The organism is Bythopirellula sp., assembly GCF_041737835.1.
Lineage (GTDB): Bacteria > Planctomycetota > Planctomycetia > Pirellulales > Lacipirellulaceae > Bythopirellula.
On record NZ_JBGSQY010000050.1, the window covers coordinates 159,717 to 177,680 of the forward strand.

Here is a 17,964-nt window from a genome sequence, read left to right on the forward strand (position 1 = left end):
CGACGGGGCGTGAGAAAACGCTATTTGGCACGTTAACGGTGCATCGCGTTTCCCAGGTGGCGAAGAGACTCATACGAGCGGGGCAGACCGCAGCTTCTTACTGTAACAAGAGATTCCAATATATGGCTTTCCCGACAAGCAGAGCCATTGTGCTGTGGGGGCTGTGTCATTGGAAAATGACTGACTCTGGACTGTTCCTTGAAATTGGAGATGAGATGACGATGTGCTCAGCAAAAACAGCGACGGCCCTTCAGAAACGAGGTCAGCTTTTACTATCGAAACAGCGAGGATTTACTCTTGTAGAACTCCTGGTGGTCATTGCCATCATCGGTGTTTTGGTCGCGTTGTTGCTTCCCGCAGTCCAAGCAGCCCGCGAGGCAGCGCGTCGCACACAATGTACCAACAATCTCAAAAATCTCAGCCTCGGTTTGCTGAATCACCACGACACCAAAGGAGAGTTTCCCGCCCCCATCGCCATACAGCAGGTGGCGTCGGGACAAGCCTACCCCGACATGCTCCTGCCGACACGTTTGTTTTCTAATTGGGCCATCGACACTCTGCCCTATATCGAGCAGCAGAACCTCTATGATATAGCGCAATTCAACGACACCACGATCCGATTTTTTAACCCTAGCGACATCAATTTTAATCTGGCCGTCCGTTCTGCGCAGTTGCCCGTGATGCTCTGTCCGAGCGATTCAGGTGACAGTCCCTTTTACCAGGGAATTACTGGTACTCCAGAACAATGGGCGCGGGGCAATTATGCTCTCAACGGTTTTCAGTTCTGGCCCAATGGCCAGGCCATCGGCGAGGCCCTCGGCACCGCAACCGGGGAACTGAGCAAATGGCTGGAATACAATATTGGTATGGGTACGCCTGGTAATCCCTTGAATATGAAGCGCATCACCGATGGCACTAGCAATACGATTATGCTGGCCGAGATGCGGCAAGGATTGAGCGATAGTGACCCGCGGGGCACCTGGGCCCTAGGGCTGTGCGGATCGAATTATCACTGCCGTCATGCCACCAACGGCGTCAACGCTCCCAATGAATGCTTGCCTGGGCAAGATGACATCATCAATGGTGCCAAGATCAGAGATGAAGTTGGCATAGACAAATTACGTAGTGAATGCATGATGATGGATCCCGGCCTCAATTCCAGTGGTCAGAGTGTCGTCCGTAGCATTCATCCGGGCGGCGTCTTTGTGGCGATGGCCGATGGCAGTGTACATTTCTTAAGCGACTTTATTCAGGCCGGTACGATTGGTTCTTCGCCTTTCATCGGCCTGGGTGCCACGGACCTCCAGTCGATGGGTGTTTGGCAGTTCTTGAACATCGCGTCAGATGGCCGAGTTGCTTCGCTCGGCGGTAATTAATTCAACTCCTAGCTCCTGGGATGGATGTTGTGAAAAACAGAAGAAAAGTACTACCGGCAGAGCGGATTTGCTTGATGTTATGGCTAGGTTGCCAAATGGTCGGCTGTGACGGTGGTGCGTCGCCGTTCGCCTATGTTCCCGCCAATGGCAAAGTTACCTATGACGACGGCTCGCCATTGCCCAAGGGGGGCTTGCGGTTGCAGTTTCTCAGCTTGGATCAATCGAACGTCGCGGAATTACACCCGCGCCCGGCACTCGCAACCATTGACGAGAAGGGGCTTTTTGAGAACGTCACAAGCTATAAGTATGGCGATGGTCTTGTTCGCGGTAAGCATACGGTGGCAATTCTTGATGCCAAAGACGAGGCGTCCGGCAAGCTGTTGGTCCCCGAGGAATACACGAGCGTCAAAACCAGTCCGATCGTGGTCAATACCGAAGAACTGCCTTTCGAAATCAAAATCCCCAAGCCCTAATGCGGTACTTCTTACTTGCGGAACGGGAGAGTGAGGAAAACCGATGCACCTTGGCGGCTCGCGCGTGAAGTTCTGTCTCGTGGCTATCGCTCTACTGCTTACGTTTCATCTGTCGTTTGCTTGCGCCAACCCCGTGCTCTACGAGCCTGGAATCGATCCGGGTGTTGGTTTCAACATGGTGTCGTGGGGCAACTTTGGTAACGGAGCCACTGTCTGGCAGAACGCCGTGCAGTCGATGCACGACGCGGGCTTCGACGAAGTTTCGTTGAGCCCCGTGCGTTACTACACGCCCGGCACGGGGGCTATCGCCTCCACGTCATCGAGTGGCCCCGAATTAAGTCACATCGCTGCAGGCATCGCACGCGCCAAACAACTCGGCATGCGCGTGACCGTGAATCCCTTTGTCGAGCCAGTCAACTTCACGCAGTGGCGCGGTTTCTACAATCCGACACCGAACTCGGCCGAGTGGACCAACTTTTGGAACAACTATCAGCAATATATCGTCGACGTCGCCACGATGGCCGAAGCCAATGGTGCTGATGCAGTGACTATCGGCACGGAAATGCGCGGTCTGGAACTCAATAGCGGCAACAATCCGAAGTGGACTTCTGTTCTGAACGCGGTCGACGGCGTCTTTACGGGCCAAATCGGTTATGCCGCGAATTGGGATAGCTACAACAACGCCAACACCGCGAGCGCGATTTGGGATCACCCGGCGGTCGATTTCGTGGGGATTGATTCATATTTTACTGGGCTTTTGTCGAACGGTCAGGCCAACGCTTCGGGCAGCTATCCCAACCTGGATTTCATCACTCAGGTGGAAAATGCTTGGAACACCAAACTCGATAACGAAATCTTGCCTTTCGCGGCCGCACGACAAGGGGGCGCCGGCTTGCCGGTCAAATTCACCGAGATCGGTTATCTGCCCTACAACGGCACGACGGTTTCTCCCCAAAACGGCAGCGGAACTCTCGATCAAGACGAGCAGAACATGGCCTTCGAAGGCTTCATGCGAGCCCTTGATGGCCGCAAAGCCGCGGGAGAATTCTTGGCCGCACATGTTTGGCAGTGGGATATGCAAGGTTCCGCGGGCAGTCAATGGAACATGAATCCCAGCGGCGGTAATCAGCCCACCAATCAACAAACGGCTCAATGGCTTTCAGCGTTCATGAATGGCACGAACCCCGATCCCGGTGATCAACCTGCACAGGGTGCCCGAAACTTGCTTTACAGCTTTGAATCCGGACTCGACGGTTTTGCCTTTCCCAATTTCGGTGGCAGCACAAGTTCGTTGGCTCAAGCCACAACCACGGGAGCCACCGACGGTTCGAAGAGCCTCGCCATCACGAAGACTGATGATGACTGGACCTGGGATGCCCGAGTCAACATGAACGGCACACAATTGCAAACACTGCAAAATGCGCTCGCCGACGACATCGACAACTATGTACTAGAAATGGATGTCAGCTATGTGACCGCAAGCCTGCCCAGCGGGCTCAGCGATCTCAACATGCACGTCTCATTTCAACCCACGCCGGGGGCGTGGACTCAAGCATTTCCCTTTGCCGACATTAATGGCCGCGTGACGCAATCATTTCATGTCGAGATTCCACTGAACACATTTAATCTGGCGGCGGGAATATCGGGACTGGCGTTTCACATTGGCTTCGACGGCACATGGCCCAGCGGTAGTGCCACGATTTATGTCGATAACATCGCCTTGGTGGATTTATTTCCCGACAACGCGGATTTTGATGGTGATGGCGACGTCGATGGACGCGACTTTTTAGCTTGGCAACAAGGCTTCGGCACCGCGGGCACGGCTACTTTGGCCGATGGCGATGCGAATGGCGATGGCAACGTGAACGAGTTGGACTTGGAAATCTGGCAAGCGCAGTACGGAACAAGCAACGAATCCGAATTACAGTCGATCTCTTCACAAGTGCCTGAGCCGTCGTCTCTTTTGCTTTGTTTTCTAACATTCCTGGCCACAGGCGGCAGCCGACGGTGGAGATAATCAATGCATCTTGTTCTCCTTCTTGCCCTGTTGGTTTTCACTGCGCAAACTGTTTACGCCGCACCACCTGAGAACACAAAGCACGAGTTCGTGAAAGGCATCTCCTGGGGCTGGGTTGGTTCGCGGGGCGATTACGAATCGCCTGAGGCCGCGGAATCGATGAAGCATTTGGCCGAGACGGGTGCCGAATGGGTTTGTATCGCGTTCGGCACGAACATGAAATCGCACAACGATCCCGACTTCACCTGGGGCGACGACAACCCGCAGATGGTAAGCGACGACGAGGTGCGCCACGCCATCAAGTTAGCGCGCGATAACAATCTCAAAGTCATTTTGAAACCGGTCGTGAATTGTGATGACCAAATCTGGCGGGCGTGGATTAAGTTCTATCGGCCAGTGACCGCCACAGAAAAAGCCGCGGGTACGACCGGTGAATTGGATCCCTGGGGAGACGACCCCGTGATGCGCGAAGGGGAAGTGAAAGACCTTGCCGCGTGGGAGCGTTGGTGGGATCACTATAAAAACTTTTTGATTCACTACGCCGAGATTGCTAAGGAGCAGAACGTCGAAATCTTCTGCCTCGGTTGCGAGATGTCCTCCACCGAGGAGTTCGTCGACGAGTGGCGACAGGCGATTGGTGAAGTTCGTGCGATCTACGATGGTCAGCTTGTTTACGATATCAATCATGGCCGTGAGATGACGCTCCCCTGGTGGGATGCGGTCGACATCATCGGCGTGAGCGGCTACTACCCCGTGCCACCGCCCGAAGGCGTTGCGATGGAAGAAGCCGTCAAGCAAACAACGAGCGAAGCCGAGATCGCCGCGGAGTTGGTCAAAGTTCGGGATCAATTGGCTCTCGTCAGCGCGAAATGGCACAAGCCGGTGATGATGATCGAAACGGGTGTGACCAACGTCCGCGGCTGTGCGCGTTATCCCTGGTCGCATCCCGATGCGCTTCCCGACAGTCCGCTTGACGAAGCGGAGCAAGCCAACTATTACCGCGCGTTTCTGAAAACCTTCGAGGACACCCCGTGGTTTATGGGCTACGCCTGGTGGGATTGGCCGGCCCGGCTTTATCCCCACGAAGAGGCAGCCGAGAATCGAGGTTTCTGTATCTACGGCAAGGAAGCGGAAAACGTGCTCAAGGAATGGTACGCCAAGCCAACGCCGCAAGTCGTGATGGAGTGAAGGATTTCACGAGAGCATGTTCCCCGAACCTGGGAGCCTGTTTCATAGTCTGGCTCATGTCTCGCGGGCATCGGCAATTCAGATTGAACCGCCAAGGACACCAAGATCGCCAAGAAATTCCACGAATCCAAAGGAATAATCCCTTCGTGTCATTCGTGCCGTTTCGTGGTTACAAATTCTTCCTTGGCGTCCTTAGCGAACTTGGCGGTTCAGTGAGACTCGGCCCGTGATATAGAAAGGTCGGCGCGCATACCCTTGCCCGGACGCATTTGCTACAATCCGAGGGTCGCCGTGATCCCTCCCACCCGACTGTAAAAGCCTGAGAGCCATGGAAAAGACTCTGCCGTTCGACGCCGCGACGTTGGCCCCCATTTTGGAAAAATATCCCACGCCGTTTTATTTGTACGACGAAGCGGGGATTCGCCAGCGAACGCGCGATCTGCTCGCCGCCTTCAAATGGAACCCTGGCTTCAAGCAATACTTTGCCGTCAAGGCGACCCCCAACCCCCACATCGTTTCGATCCTGCGCGACGAGGGGAGCGGCACCGATTGTTCGAGCGTGGCCGAGTTGATCATCAGCGAGCGGTTGGGCCTGAACGGCGACTCCGTCATGTTCACTTCGAACAACACCTCAGCGGCAGAATACCAGCAGGCCGTCGAATTGGGGGCGATCATCAATCTCGATCATCCCAGCTTGATCGACACGCTCGTGGCCGCGACGGGCATGCCCGAAACGATTTGCTTTCGTTTTAATCCTGGCCCCGAACGCACGGGCAATGCGATCATCGGCAATCCTCAGGAAGCCAAATTCGGCTGCACCCGCGAGCAGATTTTACAAGGCTATCAACGCTGCCAAGAACTCGGTGCCAAGCGATTCGGCTTGCACGCGATGATCGTCTCCAACGAGCGCGACGTGCAATCGCTGTGGGATACGGCGCGCATGTTGTTCGAGCTGGCCGTGTTGGTGAAGCGCGAAGTCGGCATCAACATCGAGTTCATCAATCTGGGTGGCGGAATTGGCGTGGCTTACCGCCCCACCGATAGCGAAATCGACTTGAACGAGTTTGGCGCCGGCGTCGAGAAACTTTACAAGGAGATTCTCGTCCCCGCGGGATTGGACCCCGTCAACATTCTGATGGAGAACGGCCGATCGATGACCGGGCCGTTTGGTTATTTGGTGACGCGGGTGATCAATCTCAAGGAGACTTACAAGAACTACGTGGGGGTCGACGGTTGCATGTCGAACCTTATGCGACCGGGAATGTACGGCGCGTATCATCATATCACCGCCATCGGCAAAGAGAATCAGCCAGCGGTTGGCAACGTCGACATTGTGGGTTCCTTGTGCGAAAACAACGACAAGTTCGCCATCGACCGCGAGCTTCCCAACTTAGAAGTTGGCGACGTGCTCGTGATTCACGATGCCGGCGCGCATGGCCACGCGATGGGCTTTCAGTACAACGGCCGGTTACGCTGTGCGGAATTGCTCCTCAAGCCCGACGGCAGCGTGCAACAAATCCGCCGGGCGGAAACGCTCGACGATTACTTCGCGACGGTGGAGTTTTGATAAATAGGCAGAATGATCTGTAAACTAAGCAGACCAACACAATTTGCTCCCCTTGGATGCCGACGTTAAGATAAAAGGTGTAATTCGGGAAGTGTTGGGAGTTTGCGGCATGAATCATTTTGAAACTTCAACCGTAGTTGGTGGTCATGGCGAGATCCATCTCGTCGGAGTACCTTTCACGCCTGGCACGACTGTTGAAGTAACGGTCTGTGAGAAAAGTGAAAAGGAGACACAGGATTCGACTGAGCAGATCGACCGATCGGCCGTTCGTGTCAGCGAACTCTTCTCCCAAGTGCGGGGGCGAAACGTGGAATCAGTTGGTCCTCTGAATCGCGAGCAGATCTATGACCGCGAAGTTCTTCGTTGACACGAACATTCTCATCTACGCTGCCTCGAATGCGGTTGCTGATCAGCCGCGCCGCCAGATGGCGCTCGAATTGCTTGATCGATCTGATCTAGCTCTGTCAGCACAAGTATTGGCCGAGTTCTATTCGGTGGCTACTTCAAAAACCAAGCTGAATCTACCATCCGATGAGGCCGTACAGCTTTTGGAATCCTTGGCTTCGATTCCCGTCTCGCCAATTACGCGCGACTTGGTTATCGCGGCTGCGAAGCTCAGTCGCAAATACAACATCAGCTATTGGGACGCTGCGATTCTTACTGCCGCACGGTTGATGGGCTGTAGCGTTGTTTACAGTGAGGACTTAAACAACGGCCAAGAGTATGACGGCGTACGTGTGGTGAATCCATTTGCCACGGCATGATATTGAATGGATTGCCCGTTGTCCGCTCAAGCCCGACGGCAGCGTGCAACAAATCCGCCGGGCGGAAACGCTCGACGATTACTTCGCGACGGTGGAGTTTTAATTAAACCGGCCTAAGATTGCTTTGAGCTATTAATTCTCTGTAGATGCATTGGCCGGGGCGACCGCCCCAAAGCCGAGCGGCGTTGCGGCGATGCCGTACATCGCGCGGGCTTGTCGTTCTTCACCCACAATGCCTAACACAATGGGCGTGGCGTCGACACACCGGCGATGCCAGACCGAGAACGTGTTATCGATGCTTTGCCCGCCGCCGACGGCGTTCTTGAACACGGGCAAATCGGGCCGCAGCGCTTGATCCCCCGCGGGCCAGGGGCCTTCATCGAGTCCGATATCGACGCCCGTATCTTCAAACTGATCGGTGAGCCATTTCGGGGGCGGCACGCGGTCGTCGAAGAAGATGTACAGATTCGCCGGCTGGGCCATTTCCACGGTCATTTGGAAATCGTCTTTATAGCGATAATCGTTGAACGTCTTTACGAAGTCGGCACCGACGAGAAACTCGGGCAGCCCCGCCGCAGTCAGACCATTCCATTGATGGGGGTGATCGACATAAGCAAAGACGTCATCGCCCAAACCATGGTAGTTGATCTGATAACAGACATACTGCGAACCATCCGCCGGGGGAATGTTGTCGCGGACTTCACGAATCACGTTTACGCCGGAACCGGGATAATCGGCGGTCCACCAACTGCCGCGCTGATTGCGGCCAACTTGCATGATGCGCTGAATCTCGCCCTGGCGATCGACGCGGGCCGCTTGGCCTTGTTCCAACCTTGTGAGTCCGTTGCCCGTGTTGATATGGTCGGCGAGATCGACCTTGCCGTCGAACACCACCACGTCGGTAAAGCCATTCTTGCGGGTCGCGACGCCGAATTCGGTGCCTTGATCGATGACGTCGATCACCGGGGTTTTGATCGTGAAGCCCTTCATCGAATTAGGAACACGGGCCGTCGCCAAGCCTTGATCGAGATGCACAAGCATGTCGGACTCGACCATCAGCGAAGCCGCACCGATCACGCGCACGATGGGCCCCGTGCGGAAACGCATCGTGAACTCGCCGGCTTCGGTCCGCAGGCGACCCGGCACGACTAAGTCGCCCGGCTTGAGCGCCGAGGAATCGTCCATCCACGAGACATTCTCGACTTCGATGATTTCGGCGACCGCAACGTCTTGCCATTTGGGGTTTTGACGAGCTTGCCAGAGAGCATAAACTCCCGCGATCAAGATCGCCGCGGCGAGCCCGAGCGTCGTGAACCGACGCATGGCCTCGCGCTTCACATCGTTGGCGGGTGGAGCGGGAATGATCGCTTCCAAAGCTTCGGTCACGCCGAACACGGCCAGATCGCGTTCGATGTTTTCGCTCTGCCATTGCAGCAGGCTGTGGACGAAGACTTCTTCAGTGAGGCCTTTGATCAACTCGGGATGATCGTCAATCAGTTGAGAAAATTCTTGGCGTTCGTCGTCGGTACACGAACCATCAAGCACAAAGTCAATCAGCTCTTCGAGACGGCGCACTTGTGGATTTCGCTCAGGGAGGCTCATGATCGTTCCTCCGCGGCCAGGGTGGCATCCACGCAGCGTGCCAGGCTCATGCGAATCCGATGAAGTTGCGAAGCGACATTGTGAGCAGTCTCACCCAGTCGTGCGGCGAGCAGCTTCACTGAAACCTTCGCATGGTAACGTTCGCCAATGAGATAGCTTTGACGGTCGTTGAGTTTCTTCAGGCAATTTTGCAGCGCCGCCAAGCGGGAATCGGCTTCACCAGCCAGACGCGTGCATTCTTCATCAATACGGGCCATGGCGGCATCGCTAAACAGCAATCGCGACCGCGATTGGCTTTTGCGAAAGGCCATCACTCGTTGCCGGGCAAACGCAAAGGCCCAGGGGAGAAACGGTCGTTCGAAATCGAAATCATGAATCTTTGACCAGAGGTCGATGTTCGTGTCTTGCAGGACGTCGGCTGCGGCGGGATCGCCGAGCATGAGCGTCGAGATATAGGCGTGGAGCTTGCGCTGATGGACAGTAAGTAATTCCACAAACCGAGTCGCCGTTTCCGGGCTCACGGTGTTTAGTTCTTCGGAATTCACAGTTGCGTTGATCCTGCCCCGAGATAATCAGACTGGCCGTGCATTGCAAAGCTCTGGCCTAGTGGTTGCAAGCACGGAGGATTCTCTTACTTAGATTCAGCAAAAGGAAGCGATTTATCGCAAAAATTCTGGAATTTGTTTGCGATATTTCCCGCGCATCGGCTGAAATTGAGTAGAGGGTGAGAAAGACTTTTCTTTTCCAGCCACGGGCAGTGGGCTGCGAAACTGCGCACGCAGGTGCGTTCTCGGCAATTCCTCGGGGCAGAGGCTGTTGCAGGTTGTCTGCTTATCCTTCAATGTCGATCTCGGTGTGACGGCACGCCGCGATCAATCGGGATGTTGCTCTCGGCTGTGCACGGCCGGTGGCAGGGTCAGCTTTTCTAAATCACTTTTCTGGAGTTGCTTCTAATGAAGATGAGATGGGCTGGAAAAATACGGAAGTATTGTGTGGCGGCAGCCATGCTCGGTTTGACGCTTTCCTGTGGCAGCGCTTGGGCAGAAGTTCATTCGGACTTCGATCCCGGCGGAACTTACTTCGGCGGCACGGAAGGTTGGTTTAACTATTCAGGCAACCCCGGTTTCGCCACGGCGACCCCTGCGGGTGGTTCAACGTTGTGGTTGGGTGTGCAGCCTCAGCAGTATTTTGGCCAGATCACGAGCCAGAACTGGGCCACACCCGACATCACCATTCCCGATTGGAATTCAAATACCCATCTGGAATTCGATGTGATTGTCGACAGCCTTTGGTTCCCCAACAATGCCAGCCAAGCGATCTCGGTGGAGTTCCAGGTTGGCGGCGGCGTGGGGGGCACGATCAATCAATACGCCAATCCCACGATTGATACATCCCTGAAAGATACGATTCAACACGTGTCGATCCCGCTGGCCGCGATGCAACCCTTTGATCCGACCGCGACCTTCTGGAATCTGTCGATCAACTTGTCGCCCGGTTATGCCTATGAATGGGATAGCAGCAACCCAAACGTCCAGCCCTACAACCCACGCTATTACCTCGACAACATTGAATGGACCACAGTTCCCGAACCGACGTCGTTGGTGCTGGGCGCGTGCTGCGTGTTGTTGTTGGGAACGCGTCGAGTTGGTCGTTAATTGCAATTCACTCGATCCCTCTGAAGTAGAGGCCGTACCGTCGCGGGTCCTGCCCGTTCCCGTGGCGGTTACGGTTACAGACATTCTTTTCTCTTAAGGAGTTTTCTATGAGGTATCAAGCTGCCTTATCAGCTTTGTTTGTGACGCTGAGTTTGCTGCTGGCAAGTACCGCGCAGGCCCAACTGACCGTACAGGATTTTGAAGGTCCGCTGCCAGGTCCACAGCAGTATCCCGGTGGTTATAGCTTCAGCGGCGGCGGCAATGGTAGTCCCGCTCTCACCGAAGCCATTATCGATACCGACGCGGTGAGTGGCATTCAAAGCTATGAAATTACCGTCGATGCGACGAACAACGCGGGATCCTATTTCTATTATGGAATGGGAGGTTTTCACGGTTTTTATGGCGAAGGCTTTGGCTTTGCGGAAGGACAAGAAGGCCAGAACAACCCAGCCAATTATCGCATGACGTTCGATCTCAAGGTGATCGGCAACAACGGCGACACCGAAGCCTCGACCCCTGTGGGTGGTGCGGTAGGTATTTATAAAGGCGACTACGAAGCCGTCTACGACGTCGATGTGAACAACGACGGTGACAAGCTCGATGGTTTTGACATCTGGAACAGCACCTTCGTCGCACCCGTGGGCGATAACGACTGGAATCAAATCGTTTGGGATCTCGATTCCGGTACGGCTCCCACGACCAATGGTAGCCCCGTTCCCGTGCCCGTCTTTGATGATGCCTCGAATATCTACTTCCAGATTTACTTCAACTCCGGCGGTTTTGGCACAGATTCCGGCAATGTGATCCGCCTTGATAATGTCGCTTTGGAGTTTGTTCCTCCGACTGCCACGCCTGGCGATTTCGATGGCGATGGCGACGTCGATGGCCGCGACTTTTTGGCTTGGCAGCGTGATCCTGGTGTGGGGTCATTAAGCGATTGGCAAAATAGCTATCCCGTGGGCGCATTGACTGCGGGCTTTGTAGCCGTGCCCGAACCAGCGAGCTTGTGGCTAGCAATGTCGGTGGCCTTGCTGGCCGGGTGTCGTCGGAGTTAGTGGCAACAAGACTTGAGTCTGGACAATCGCGGTGCGGCTTGGAACAAGCCGCGCCGCGTTGTTCGACGAATCGTAAAAGGAATTGAGGAGGTCATCGTGCGACGCGCATTCACATTGGTCGAACTTCTGGTGGTGATCGCCATCATCGGCGTGTTGGTGGCGCTGTTGTTGCCAGCGATCCAAGCCGCGCGCGAGGCGGCGCGCAGAACTCAATGCAGCAACAATCTCAAGAATATCGGCCTTTCGATTTTGAATTACGAAAGCGCGCTCAAAGAGTTCCCCACCGGCGGTGCAACATACGGAGACCGGCTGGAGTGCTACGCTCAGAATGGCAGGCCCTGGGTTGGGAAAAAGCAAGGCATGAGTTGGGCGTATCAGATTTTGCCTTATCTTGAGCAAGGATCGTTGCACAACATCGGTGACACGAAAGTCGTCCAGAACACCCCCGTGACGCTCTATAATTGCCCATCGCGGCGCCCCGCCACGGCTTTTGATGATCCGACCGACAATCCCGATTTGGGACCTGGCTATCTCATGGATTATGCGGGAGCCCAGCCAGCCACATTAGGCGTGAGCAATGCAGCCGCGATGTACATAGCCACTCGAGACTTCGAGAATTGTGCTCGGGTTCATAATTCGTTGTGGAGTGCAAATGGAAATGGGTATGGTGAGCCCGCTAATAACGGAGTGTACGACGGGGTCATTGTGCGTTCTTCATGGAAAAGAAGTGTTGCTAAGGAAACATGTGGACCCAATCCTGGTGCGGGGGATTTTGTGACCGGGGTTCCTGGCCCGACCAAAATGTCGCAAATCTCTGATGGAACATCTAATACGATGGTGATTGGCGAAAAGTACATCTATTCGGAGCAATATGAAGGGTCGAAACCATCTGATGATCGTGGTTGGCTTGATGGTTGGGACCCAGATACCATGCGATCCACGATGGCCACTCCTCTTAGCGATTCAACTCCACGGGTGCTTTGTGTAGGCCAATCCGCCATCTATGACCAAGTGTATATGTTCGGGTCAGCACACCCGGCAGGTTTTCATACGGCATTTGCCGACGGGTCTGTACGTCCCATTAGCTACGACATTCCCGTCGATGTCTTAAATAGTTTAGGCACGAAGGGTGGAGAAGCCGGACCGTACGAAGTAAATCAAAGTGTCAATTAGTGACTAACAGTCATTTGAACGGCGTGTGAGTGTTCTCTGCGCTGAGAATTGGGGCAGAGATTTTGAAGATGCTATCGAACAGAACTTGGTTGGTAATTCTCGTCGCTAGTTTCAGCGCCTGCGTGACCACCTCGCTGCACGCGCAAATCTCCGCCACCGTCACCGTCGACGCGGCCAATGTTCGCTCGGTCATGTCTCCGCTGGGCATCGGGCTGCATACGTCGCCCTATTACAACAATATGTCTCACCCAACCGTGGACGACCGGCTCGAAGAGGCAGGCGTGACCACGCTGCGTTATGGCGGTGGGGGCTATGCCGACGTGCTGCATTGGTCGGTCGCGCGGCCTCAATGGGAAAGTGGCATCACCGGGGGCGGCTTGTCTCCCTGGTGGGGCGAGCCAACCAATTTTGGTTACGTCGGCCCTGGCTCGGGATTCAACGGATTCGTGGGGCTGCTCGATCAACTTGAAAATGGCAAATCGGTAGTGACAGTCAACTACGGCTCAGCGATGAAGTTCGTGGGTGGCCAGATGCAGGTGCCCGACTACGGGGGACAACCCAAAGAAGCCGCCGCGTGGGTGGCCTACGCCAATGCCGACGCGAGCATCTACGGCACTCCCAGCGACATCGTCATCGGTGTCGACCAACAAGGGAACGATTGGAAGACCGCCGGCTACTGGGCCAAGCTCCGCGCTTCGACTTCCGGCGAATATCAATCGTGGGCTCAAGCCGATGGGGTCTACAACAGCTACAACTCGTTCTTGGCGATCAATCGCGACGCGCCGGTGGGCGTTGAGTATTGGGAAATCGGCAACGAAACGTTCGGCACGGGTTATTACGGCGGTGGCAACGGGTACACGGTCGATTATCGCGTCCCTTACAACGGCACGAATCGCGATGACAACCCCGCACTCTCGCCTGCCACTTATGGTCAGGAGGTTGTCGAGTATGCCGAGTTGATGAAGTCGATCGATCCCAACATCAAGATCGGGGCCGTCCTGGCGACCCCGCCGGATGATTACGGTTGGTCCTACGCCGACTTGAACGACAATGGCTCGAAGCAATCCAACGAAGCCTACTGGAACGACGAAGTTCTCTCGCAACCCGGCGTGGCCGACAACGTCGATTTCGTGATGGTCCACTGGTATCCCTGGGCGGGAGATAATGCCAATGGTTCGAGTTTGTTGTCTCAGGTCCGCACCAAGATTCCGCACATGATCAACGGCACCACGGCGGGGCAGGACACCGGTTCGAACGCGGGGATTCGCGATACCTTGGCCACTCATAATTTGACCGATGCCGAGATCATGATCACCGAGTTCAATTACATGGGCTCGTTGCAATCAGGCGTCGCCAACAGCGTGGAATCGATTTTCGTGGCCGATGCTTACGCGAGCTGGCTGGACCTGGGGGTCACGAGTGTGCAGTACCTTGAGATGCTCACCAAAGATTTTCTGGATGACTCGAGCGGCTTCGCTCGCGGTTCGGCCTTCTATGGGATTTCGATGGTCGACAAATTAGTCGAGCCGGGGGAATCGCTCGTCAATGCGACGACCAGCAACAACAACGTTCGCACGCATGCCGCGCTGCAGGACGACGGCAGCATCGCCGTGATGCTGTTGAATCTCGATCAATCCCAATCCGCGAACGTGACCGTCAACATTGCCAACATCGCCCTGGGCAGCACGGGCACCAAGTATTTGCTCACCGGCGGGACGAACCTCACGAACAACTCGGAATCAGCACTTGGCAACTCATTCATGATTAGCTTGCCCGCGCGGTCGATTGCGACCTATATCATCGATGCGGCCCCACAGCTGCTGGGCGACTTTGATGGCGATGGCGATGTCGACGGCCGCGACTTTTTGGCCTGGCAAAGCGGCGCATCGCCCAATCCCTTCAGCGCCGAGGACTTGGCCGACTGGCAAGAGAACTTCGGCGTGATCCCCGAAGTGGTCGCCACCTTGGCCGTCCCGGAACCAATGAGTTATGGAATCGCGGTGGGTCTGGCACTGCTCACGAGTGTGGGTCGCACCCCCGGTCGAGTTTTGCGCTAATTAAGTGCGACTCGCCGCCAAATTCGTGATTTGTGGTTAAGGCCCAACTCCGCTTGGGTAATTTCTTCCTGCGGCACCATGCTCTAGGCTTGCAACTGGGCATTTAGTTTCCCGGTTTGGGTTCATAAACTACAGCAAGGTGCGCTTTCTTTTCGGATGCTTCGATAGGTTGGGTCGGTCTCGATGAATTGTTTGAATCGTCTTTGCTGTGCCATTCTCTTTGGCTTTTGGGTCGTTCTCTCATCCGTGGCCGTTCAAGCCGCGGAAGAAAGCACGCGGCTGAGTGATTGGCGGTTCACGCAGGGCGATCCTGCGAATGCCGAGGCGACCGACTTCGACGACAGCGCGTGGAGCAACGTTCGCGTCCCCCATGATTGGGCCATCGCCGGTCCGTTCGATCCCGAGGAAGATGGCTTCGCCGCGAAATTGCCCTGGAAAGGCGAGGGCTGGTATCGCCAGGAGTTCACGCTCGACCGACCCGAGGGATCGCGCGTGTATCTCGACTTCGATGGCGTGATGGCCTTCCCCAAGGTCTATATCAACGGCAAGCTCGCCGGCGATTGGGACTATGGCTACACCTCGTTTCGCGTCGACGCAACCGACCACGTGAATCTTAAGGGCAAAAATGTCGTCGCCGTGCACGTCGACACAACCAACCACGGCACGCGCTGGTATCCCGGTGCGGGGATCTATCGCAAGGTGATGCTCGAAGTTCGCGAGCCGATTCATCTCGCGCATTGGGGCGTGTTTGTCACGACGCCGGAAGTCAGCAAAGAATCAGCAACCGTCAAAGCGGCAATCACCGTCGAGAACCACAACTCCGCACCCACCAAGGGACAACTTAAATTTACGATTCTCGATCCCACGGGCAAAAAAGTTTCTACCACGGACGCAGATCTTGAATTGCAAGTTGGTGAAACAGAGTTTGGCTACGAGACCAATGTCGTGAATCCCGAACTGTGGGATGTGGACCATCCCCATTTGTATTCGCTAAAGACCGAGGTGATCGTCGACGGCCAAACGGTCGATTCGCAAACGACACCTTTTGGTATCCGCACGTTTGAATTCACGGCTGACGACGGTTTTCATTTGAATGGCCGTCGTGTGCAGTTGTATGGCGTGAACCTGCATCACGATCATGGCCCACTGGGCGGGGCGTTCAACACCCGCGCGATGGAGCGGCAACTCGAAATCATGCAGGAGATGGGCGTTAACGCCTTGCGCACCAGCCACAACGCCCCCGCGCGAGAGGTCTTGGAGCTGTGCGACCGGATGGGCATCCTCGTTTGGGACGAATGCTTTGACAAATGGAACAACACTGCGGATCGCGTCGACGGCAAGCCGACGCACGAAGAACATGGCGAGCGTCATCTGCGGAGCATGATTTTGCGCGATCGCAATCATCCCTCGGTGGTGTTGTGGTCCATCGGCAACGAGATTCCTGATGACGAAGAAGGGGTCAATCCCGAACGCGTCCGCATGATGGCCAACATCGTGCGCAAGTACGACACGACTCGTCCCGCGACGATAGGGAGTTGTTTTCCCGAACAGGTAGCCAAGGGCATTTACGAAGGAGTCGACGTCGTCGGTTGGAATTACATGCGCCGCTACGACAAGCATCGCGAGCTCATGCCCGAGAAGCCGATTGTCTACAGTGAGTCAGCCTCGGCGTTGAGTTCGCGCGGGTTTTACAACTTGCCATTCCCCGAGACCAAAACGGATTACGCCCCCGGTCTGCAGGTTTCGTCCTACGACTTGAATGGTGCCCCCTGGTCGGACGTGGCCGACGCGGAATTTCGTTTGATGCAGGACGACAAATTCGTGGCCGGAGAGTTTGTGTGGACCGGTTTCGATTACCTCGGCGAACCAACGCCGCACAGTGCCGATGCGATCAGTTCCTATTTTGGCATCGTCGATTTATGTGGCATCCCCAAGGATCGCTATTGGCTCTACCGCAGCCATTGGCGGCCCGAGGAAACGACCGTGCATATCCTGCCGCACTGGAATTGGCCCGATCACGTGGGGAAGAACGTCCCCGTGTTCGTTTACACCAATGGCGATTCGGCGGAATTGTTCTTGAACGGCAAGTCACTCGGCCGCCGCACGAAAGGTGAAGTCCCGGCCCGCCCCACCAATTTTGCGACCGCTGCAAAATTCAGCGCGAGTTCGAGTCAACCCGGCAAGGAGCCCGACTATGTCGCCGACGACGACTTCACCACGCGCTGGTGCGCGGATGCAGGCACGGCTGGGCAATGGTTGGAAGTCGATTTGGGCGAGATCAAACCGATTAAGTGCTTACTCTTGGAACTAGAAAAAGAAGCTAAGAATTATGGCTACGTCGTGAAGACGTCGGTCGATGGCGAGAATTGGGAAACGCTTGTCACGAAACCAACCAGCAACCAACCGGAATGGGGCGGGCCGAAAACCTCACCGCATGACGTTGACACGCAAGCTCGCTATCTGCGGATCGAGTTTGATGAACTTAGTGGTCGGGCGTGGGCAAGCATCTGCGAGTTGGGAATCTTTCCCGAGCATGTCGACTCTTATTATTTTGATTGCACCTACGACTATCGCCTCCGCTGGAACGACGTGGTTTACGAACCGGGAGAGCTCAAAGTCATCGCTTACAAGGATGGTAAAGAAATCGGCACGGCGACGATGAAAACCGCCGGTGAGCCAGCCCAGGTGCGGCTAACCCCCGACCGAAAGGAACTCACGGCTTCGGGGGATGATCTCTGTTACGTGCTTGTCGAGGCTTTGGGCAAAGAGGGTGTGCCGTGCCCCTTGGCGGAGAACATGATCGAGTTCGAGGTCGACGGCCCTGCTGAGATTGCCGGCGTGGGCAACGGCAATCCCATATCGTTGGAACCGTTTCAAGCGGACCATCGCCAACTTTTTTTCGGCAAGGCGATGCTGATCCTTCGTACCCAAGCAGGAAAAGCTGGCCCCATCAAAATCACCGCGAAATCGGCTGGTTTAACACCGACCAGTGTGGAAGTCTCGTCCCACTAGCGGCACAACAAGGCGTGGGCTTGTT

At 55.5% G+C, this 17,964-nt stretch carries 14 protein-coding genes; 12 read left to right on the plus strand and 2 right to left on the minus strand.

Annotation, left to right across the window (positions count from 1 at the left end):
* Positions 1-221: 221 nt before the first annotated feature.
* The 7 genes from AC6T8Q_RS16020 (at position 222) to AC6T8Q_RS16050 (ending at position 7,385) form a co-directional block, all read left to right on the plus strand.
* Positions 222-1,376 (plus strand): DUF1559 family PulG-like putative transporter, encoded by a 1,155-nt coding sequence (locus AC6T8Q_RS16020; RefSeq protein WP_500680100.1) that lies wholly within the window; start codon positions 222-224, stop codon positions 1,374-1,376.
* Positions 1,377-1,405: 29 nt separating this feature from the next.
* A complete protein-coding gene (locus AC6T8Q_RS16025; protein WP_500680036.1) occupies positions 1,406-1,849 on the plus strand; it encodes a hypothetical protein in 444 nt (147 codons plus the stop codon).
* A 79-nt stretch (positions 1,850-1,928) separates the two neighbouring features.
* Positions 1,929-3,866, plus strand: coding sequence for a glycoside hydrolase family 113 (locus AC6T8Q_RS16030; protein WP_500680037.1), 1,938 nt, complete (start codon positions 1,929-1,931; stop codon positions 3,864-3,866).
* A gap of 3 nt (positions 3,867-3,869) precedes the next feature.
* On the plus strand, positions 3,870-5,054 hold the full coding sequence (locus tag AC6T8Q_RS16035) for a glycoside hydrolase family 113 (protein ID WP_500680038.1): 1,185 nt from the start codon (positions 3,870-3,872) through the stop codon (positions 5,052-5,054).
* A gap of 328 nt (positions 5,055-5,382) precedes the next feature.
* Positions 5,383-6,621 carry a diaminopimelate decarboxylase gene (gene lysA / locus AC6T8Q_RS16040; protein ID WP_500680039.1) on the plus strand — a complete coding sequence of 413 codons (1,239 nt, stop codon included), beginning with the start codon at positions 5,383-5,385 and terminating at the stop codon, positions 6,619-6,621.
* Between the two features lie 109 nt (positions 6,622-6,730).
* Positions 6,731-6,988, plus strand: coding sequence for a hypothetical protein (locus AC6T8Q_RS16045; protein WP_500680040.1), 258 nt, complete (start codon positions 6,731-6,733; stop codon positions 6,986-6,988).
* Positions 6,966-7,385 carry a PIN domain-containing protein gene (locus AC6T8Q_RS16050; RefSeq protein ID WP_500680041.1) on the plus strand — a complete coding sequence of 140 codons (420 nt, stop codon included), beginning with the start codon at positions 6,966-6,968 and terminating at the stop codon, positions 7,383-7,385. The genes AC6T8Q_RS16045 and AC6T8Q_RS16050 overlap by 23 nt, the downstream gene beginning before the upstream one ends.
* Before the next feature lie 132 nt (positions 7,386-7,517).
* Here AC6T8Q_RS16050 and AC6T8Q_RS16055 read toward each other — a convergent pair whose 3' ends face one another.
* Together AC6T8Q_RS16055 and AC6T8Q_RS16060 are read right to left on the minus strand one after the other, a co-directional pair.
* The gene (locus tag AC6T8Q_RS16055) at positions 7,518-8,987 is read right to left on the minus strand and encodes a FecR family protein (RefSeq protein ID WP_500680042.1); all 1,470 of its coding nucleotides are present in this window, start codon (positions 8,985-8,987) and stop codon (positions 7,518-7,520) included.
* Entirely contained in the window at positions 8,984-9,532 is a 549-nt protein-coding gene (locus AC6T8Q_RS16060) for a sigma-70 family RNA polymerase sigma factor (RefSeq protein ID WP_500680043.1), read from the minus strand. The genes AC6T8Q_RS16055 and AC6T8Q_RS16060 overlap by 4 nt, the downstream gene beginning before the upstream one ends.
* A gap of 408 nt (positions 9,533-9,940) precedes the next feature.
* Between AC6T8Q_RS16060 and AC6T8Q_RS16065 the strand changes: the two genes are divergently transcribed.
* From AC6T8Q_RS16065 to AC6T8Q_RS16085, 5 genes are all read left to right on the plus strand, one after another.
* A complete protein-coding gene (locus tag AC6T8Q_RS16065) occupies positions 9,941-10,642 on the plus strand; it encodes a hypothetical protein (protein ID WP_500680044.1) in 702 nt (233 codons plus the stop codon).
* 107 nt (positions 10,643-10,749) lie between these two features.
* Positions 10,750-11,697 carry a hypothetical protein gene (locus tag AC6T8Q_RS16070; protein ID WP_500680045.1) on the plus strand — a complete coding sequence of 316 codons (948 nt, stop codon included), beginning with the start codon at positions 10,750-10,752 and terminating at the stop codon, positions 11,695-11,697.
* Between the two features lie 96 nt (positions 11,698-11,793).
* Positions 11,794-12,870, plus strand: coding sequence for a DUF1559 family PulG-like putative transporter (locus AC6T8Q_RS16075; RefSeq protein ID WP_500680046.1), 1,077 nt, complete (start codon positions 11,794-11,796; stop codon positions 12,868-12,870).
* Between the two features lie 68 nt (positions 12,871-12,938).
* On the plus strand, positions 12,939-14,927 hold the full coding sequence (locus AC6T8Q_RS16080; protein WP_500680047.1) for a glycoside hydrolase family 30 beta sandwich domain-containing protein: 1,989 nt from the start codon (positions 12,939-12,941) through the stop codon (positions 14,925-14,927).
* Between the two features lie 183 nt (positions 14,928-15,110).
* Positions 15,111-17,939 (plus strand): glycoside hydrolase family 2 TIM barrel-domain containing protein, encoded by a 2,829-nt coding sequence (locus AC6T8Q_RS16085; protein WP_500680048.1) that lies wholly within the window; start codon positions 15,111-15,113, stop codon positions 17,937-17,939.
* The last annotated feature ends 25 nt before the right edge of the window (positions 17,940-17,964 follow it).

Bases quoted from the DNA above. Each gene is read 5' to 3' on its own strand.
- AC6T8Q_RS16020 (WP_500680100.1), top strand. From the start codon at position 222: ATGTGCTCAGCAAAAACAGCGACGGCCCTTCAGAAACGAGGTCAGCTT.
- AC6T8Q_RS16035 (WP_500680038.1), top strand. From the start codon at position 3,870: ATGCATCTTGTTCTCCTTCTTGCCCTGTTGGTTTTCACTGCGCAAACT.
- lysA (WP_500680039.1), top strand. From the start codon at position 5,383: ATGGAAAAGACTCTGCCGTTCGACGCCGCGACGTTGGCCCCCATTTTG.
- AC6T8Q_RS16045 (WP_500680040.1), top strand. From the start codon at position 6,731: ATGAATCATTTTGAAACTTCAACCGTAGTTGGTGGTCATGGCGAGATC.
- AC6T8Q_RS16050 (WP_500680041.1), top strand. From the start codon at position 6,966: ATGACCGCGAAGTTCTTCGTTGACACGAACATTCTCATCTACGCTGCC.
- AC6T8Q_RS16055 (WP_500680042.1), bottom strand. From the start codon at position 8,987: ATGAGCCTCCCTGAGCGAAATCCACAAGTGCGCCGTCTCGAAGAGCTG.
- AC6T8Q_RS16065 (WP_500680044.1), top strand. From the start codon at position 9,941: ATGAAGATGAGATGGGCTGGAAAAATACGGAAGTATTGTGTGGCGGCA.
- AC6T8Q_RS16070 (WP_500680045.1), top strand. From the start codon at position 10,750: ATGAGGTATCAAGCTGCCTTATCAGCTTTGTTTGTGACGCTGAGTTTG.
- AC6T8Q_RS16080 (WP_500680047.1), top strand. From the start codon at position 12,939: ATGCTATCGAACAGAACTTGGTTGGTAATTCTCGTCGCTAGTTTCAGC.
- AC6T8Q_RS16085 (WP_500680048.1), top strand. From the start codon at position 15,111: ATGAATTGTTTGAATCGTCTTTGCTGTGCCATTCTCTTTGGCTTTTGG.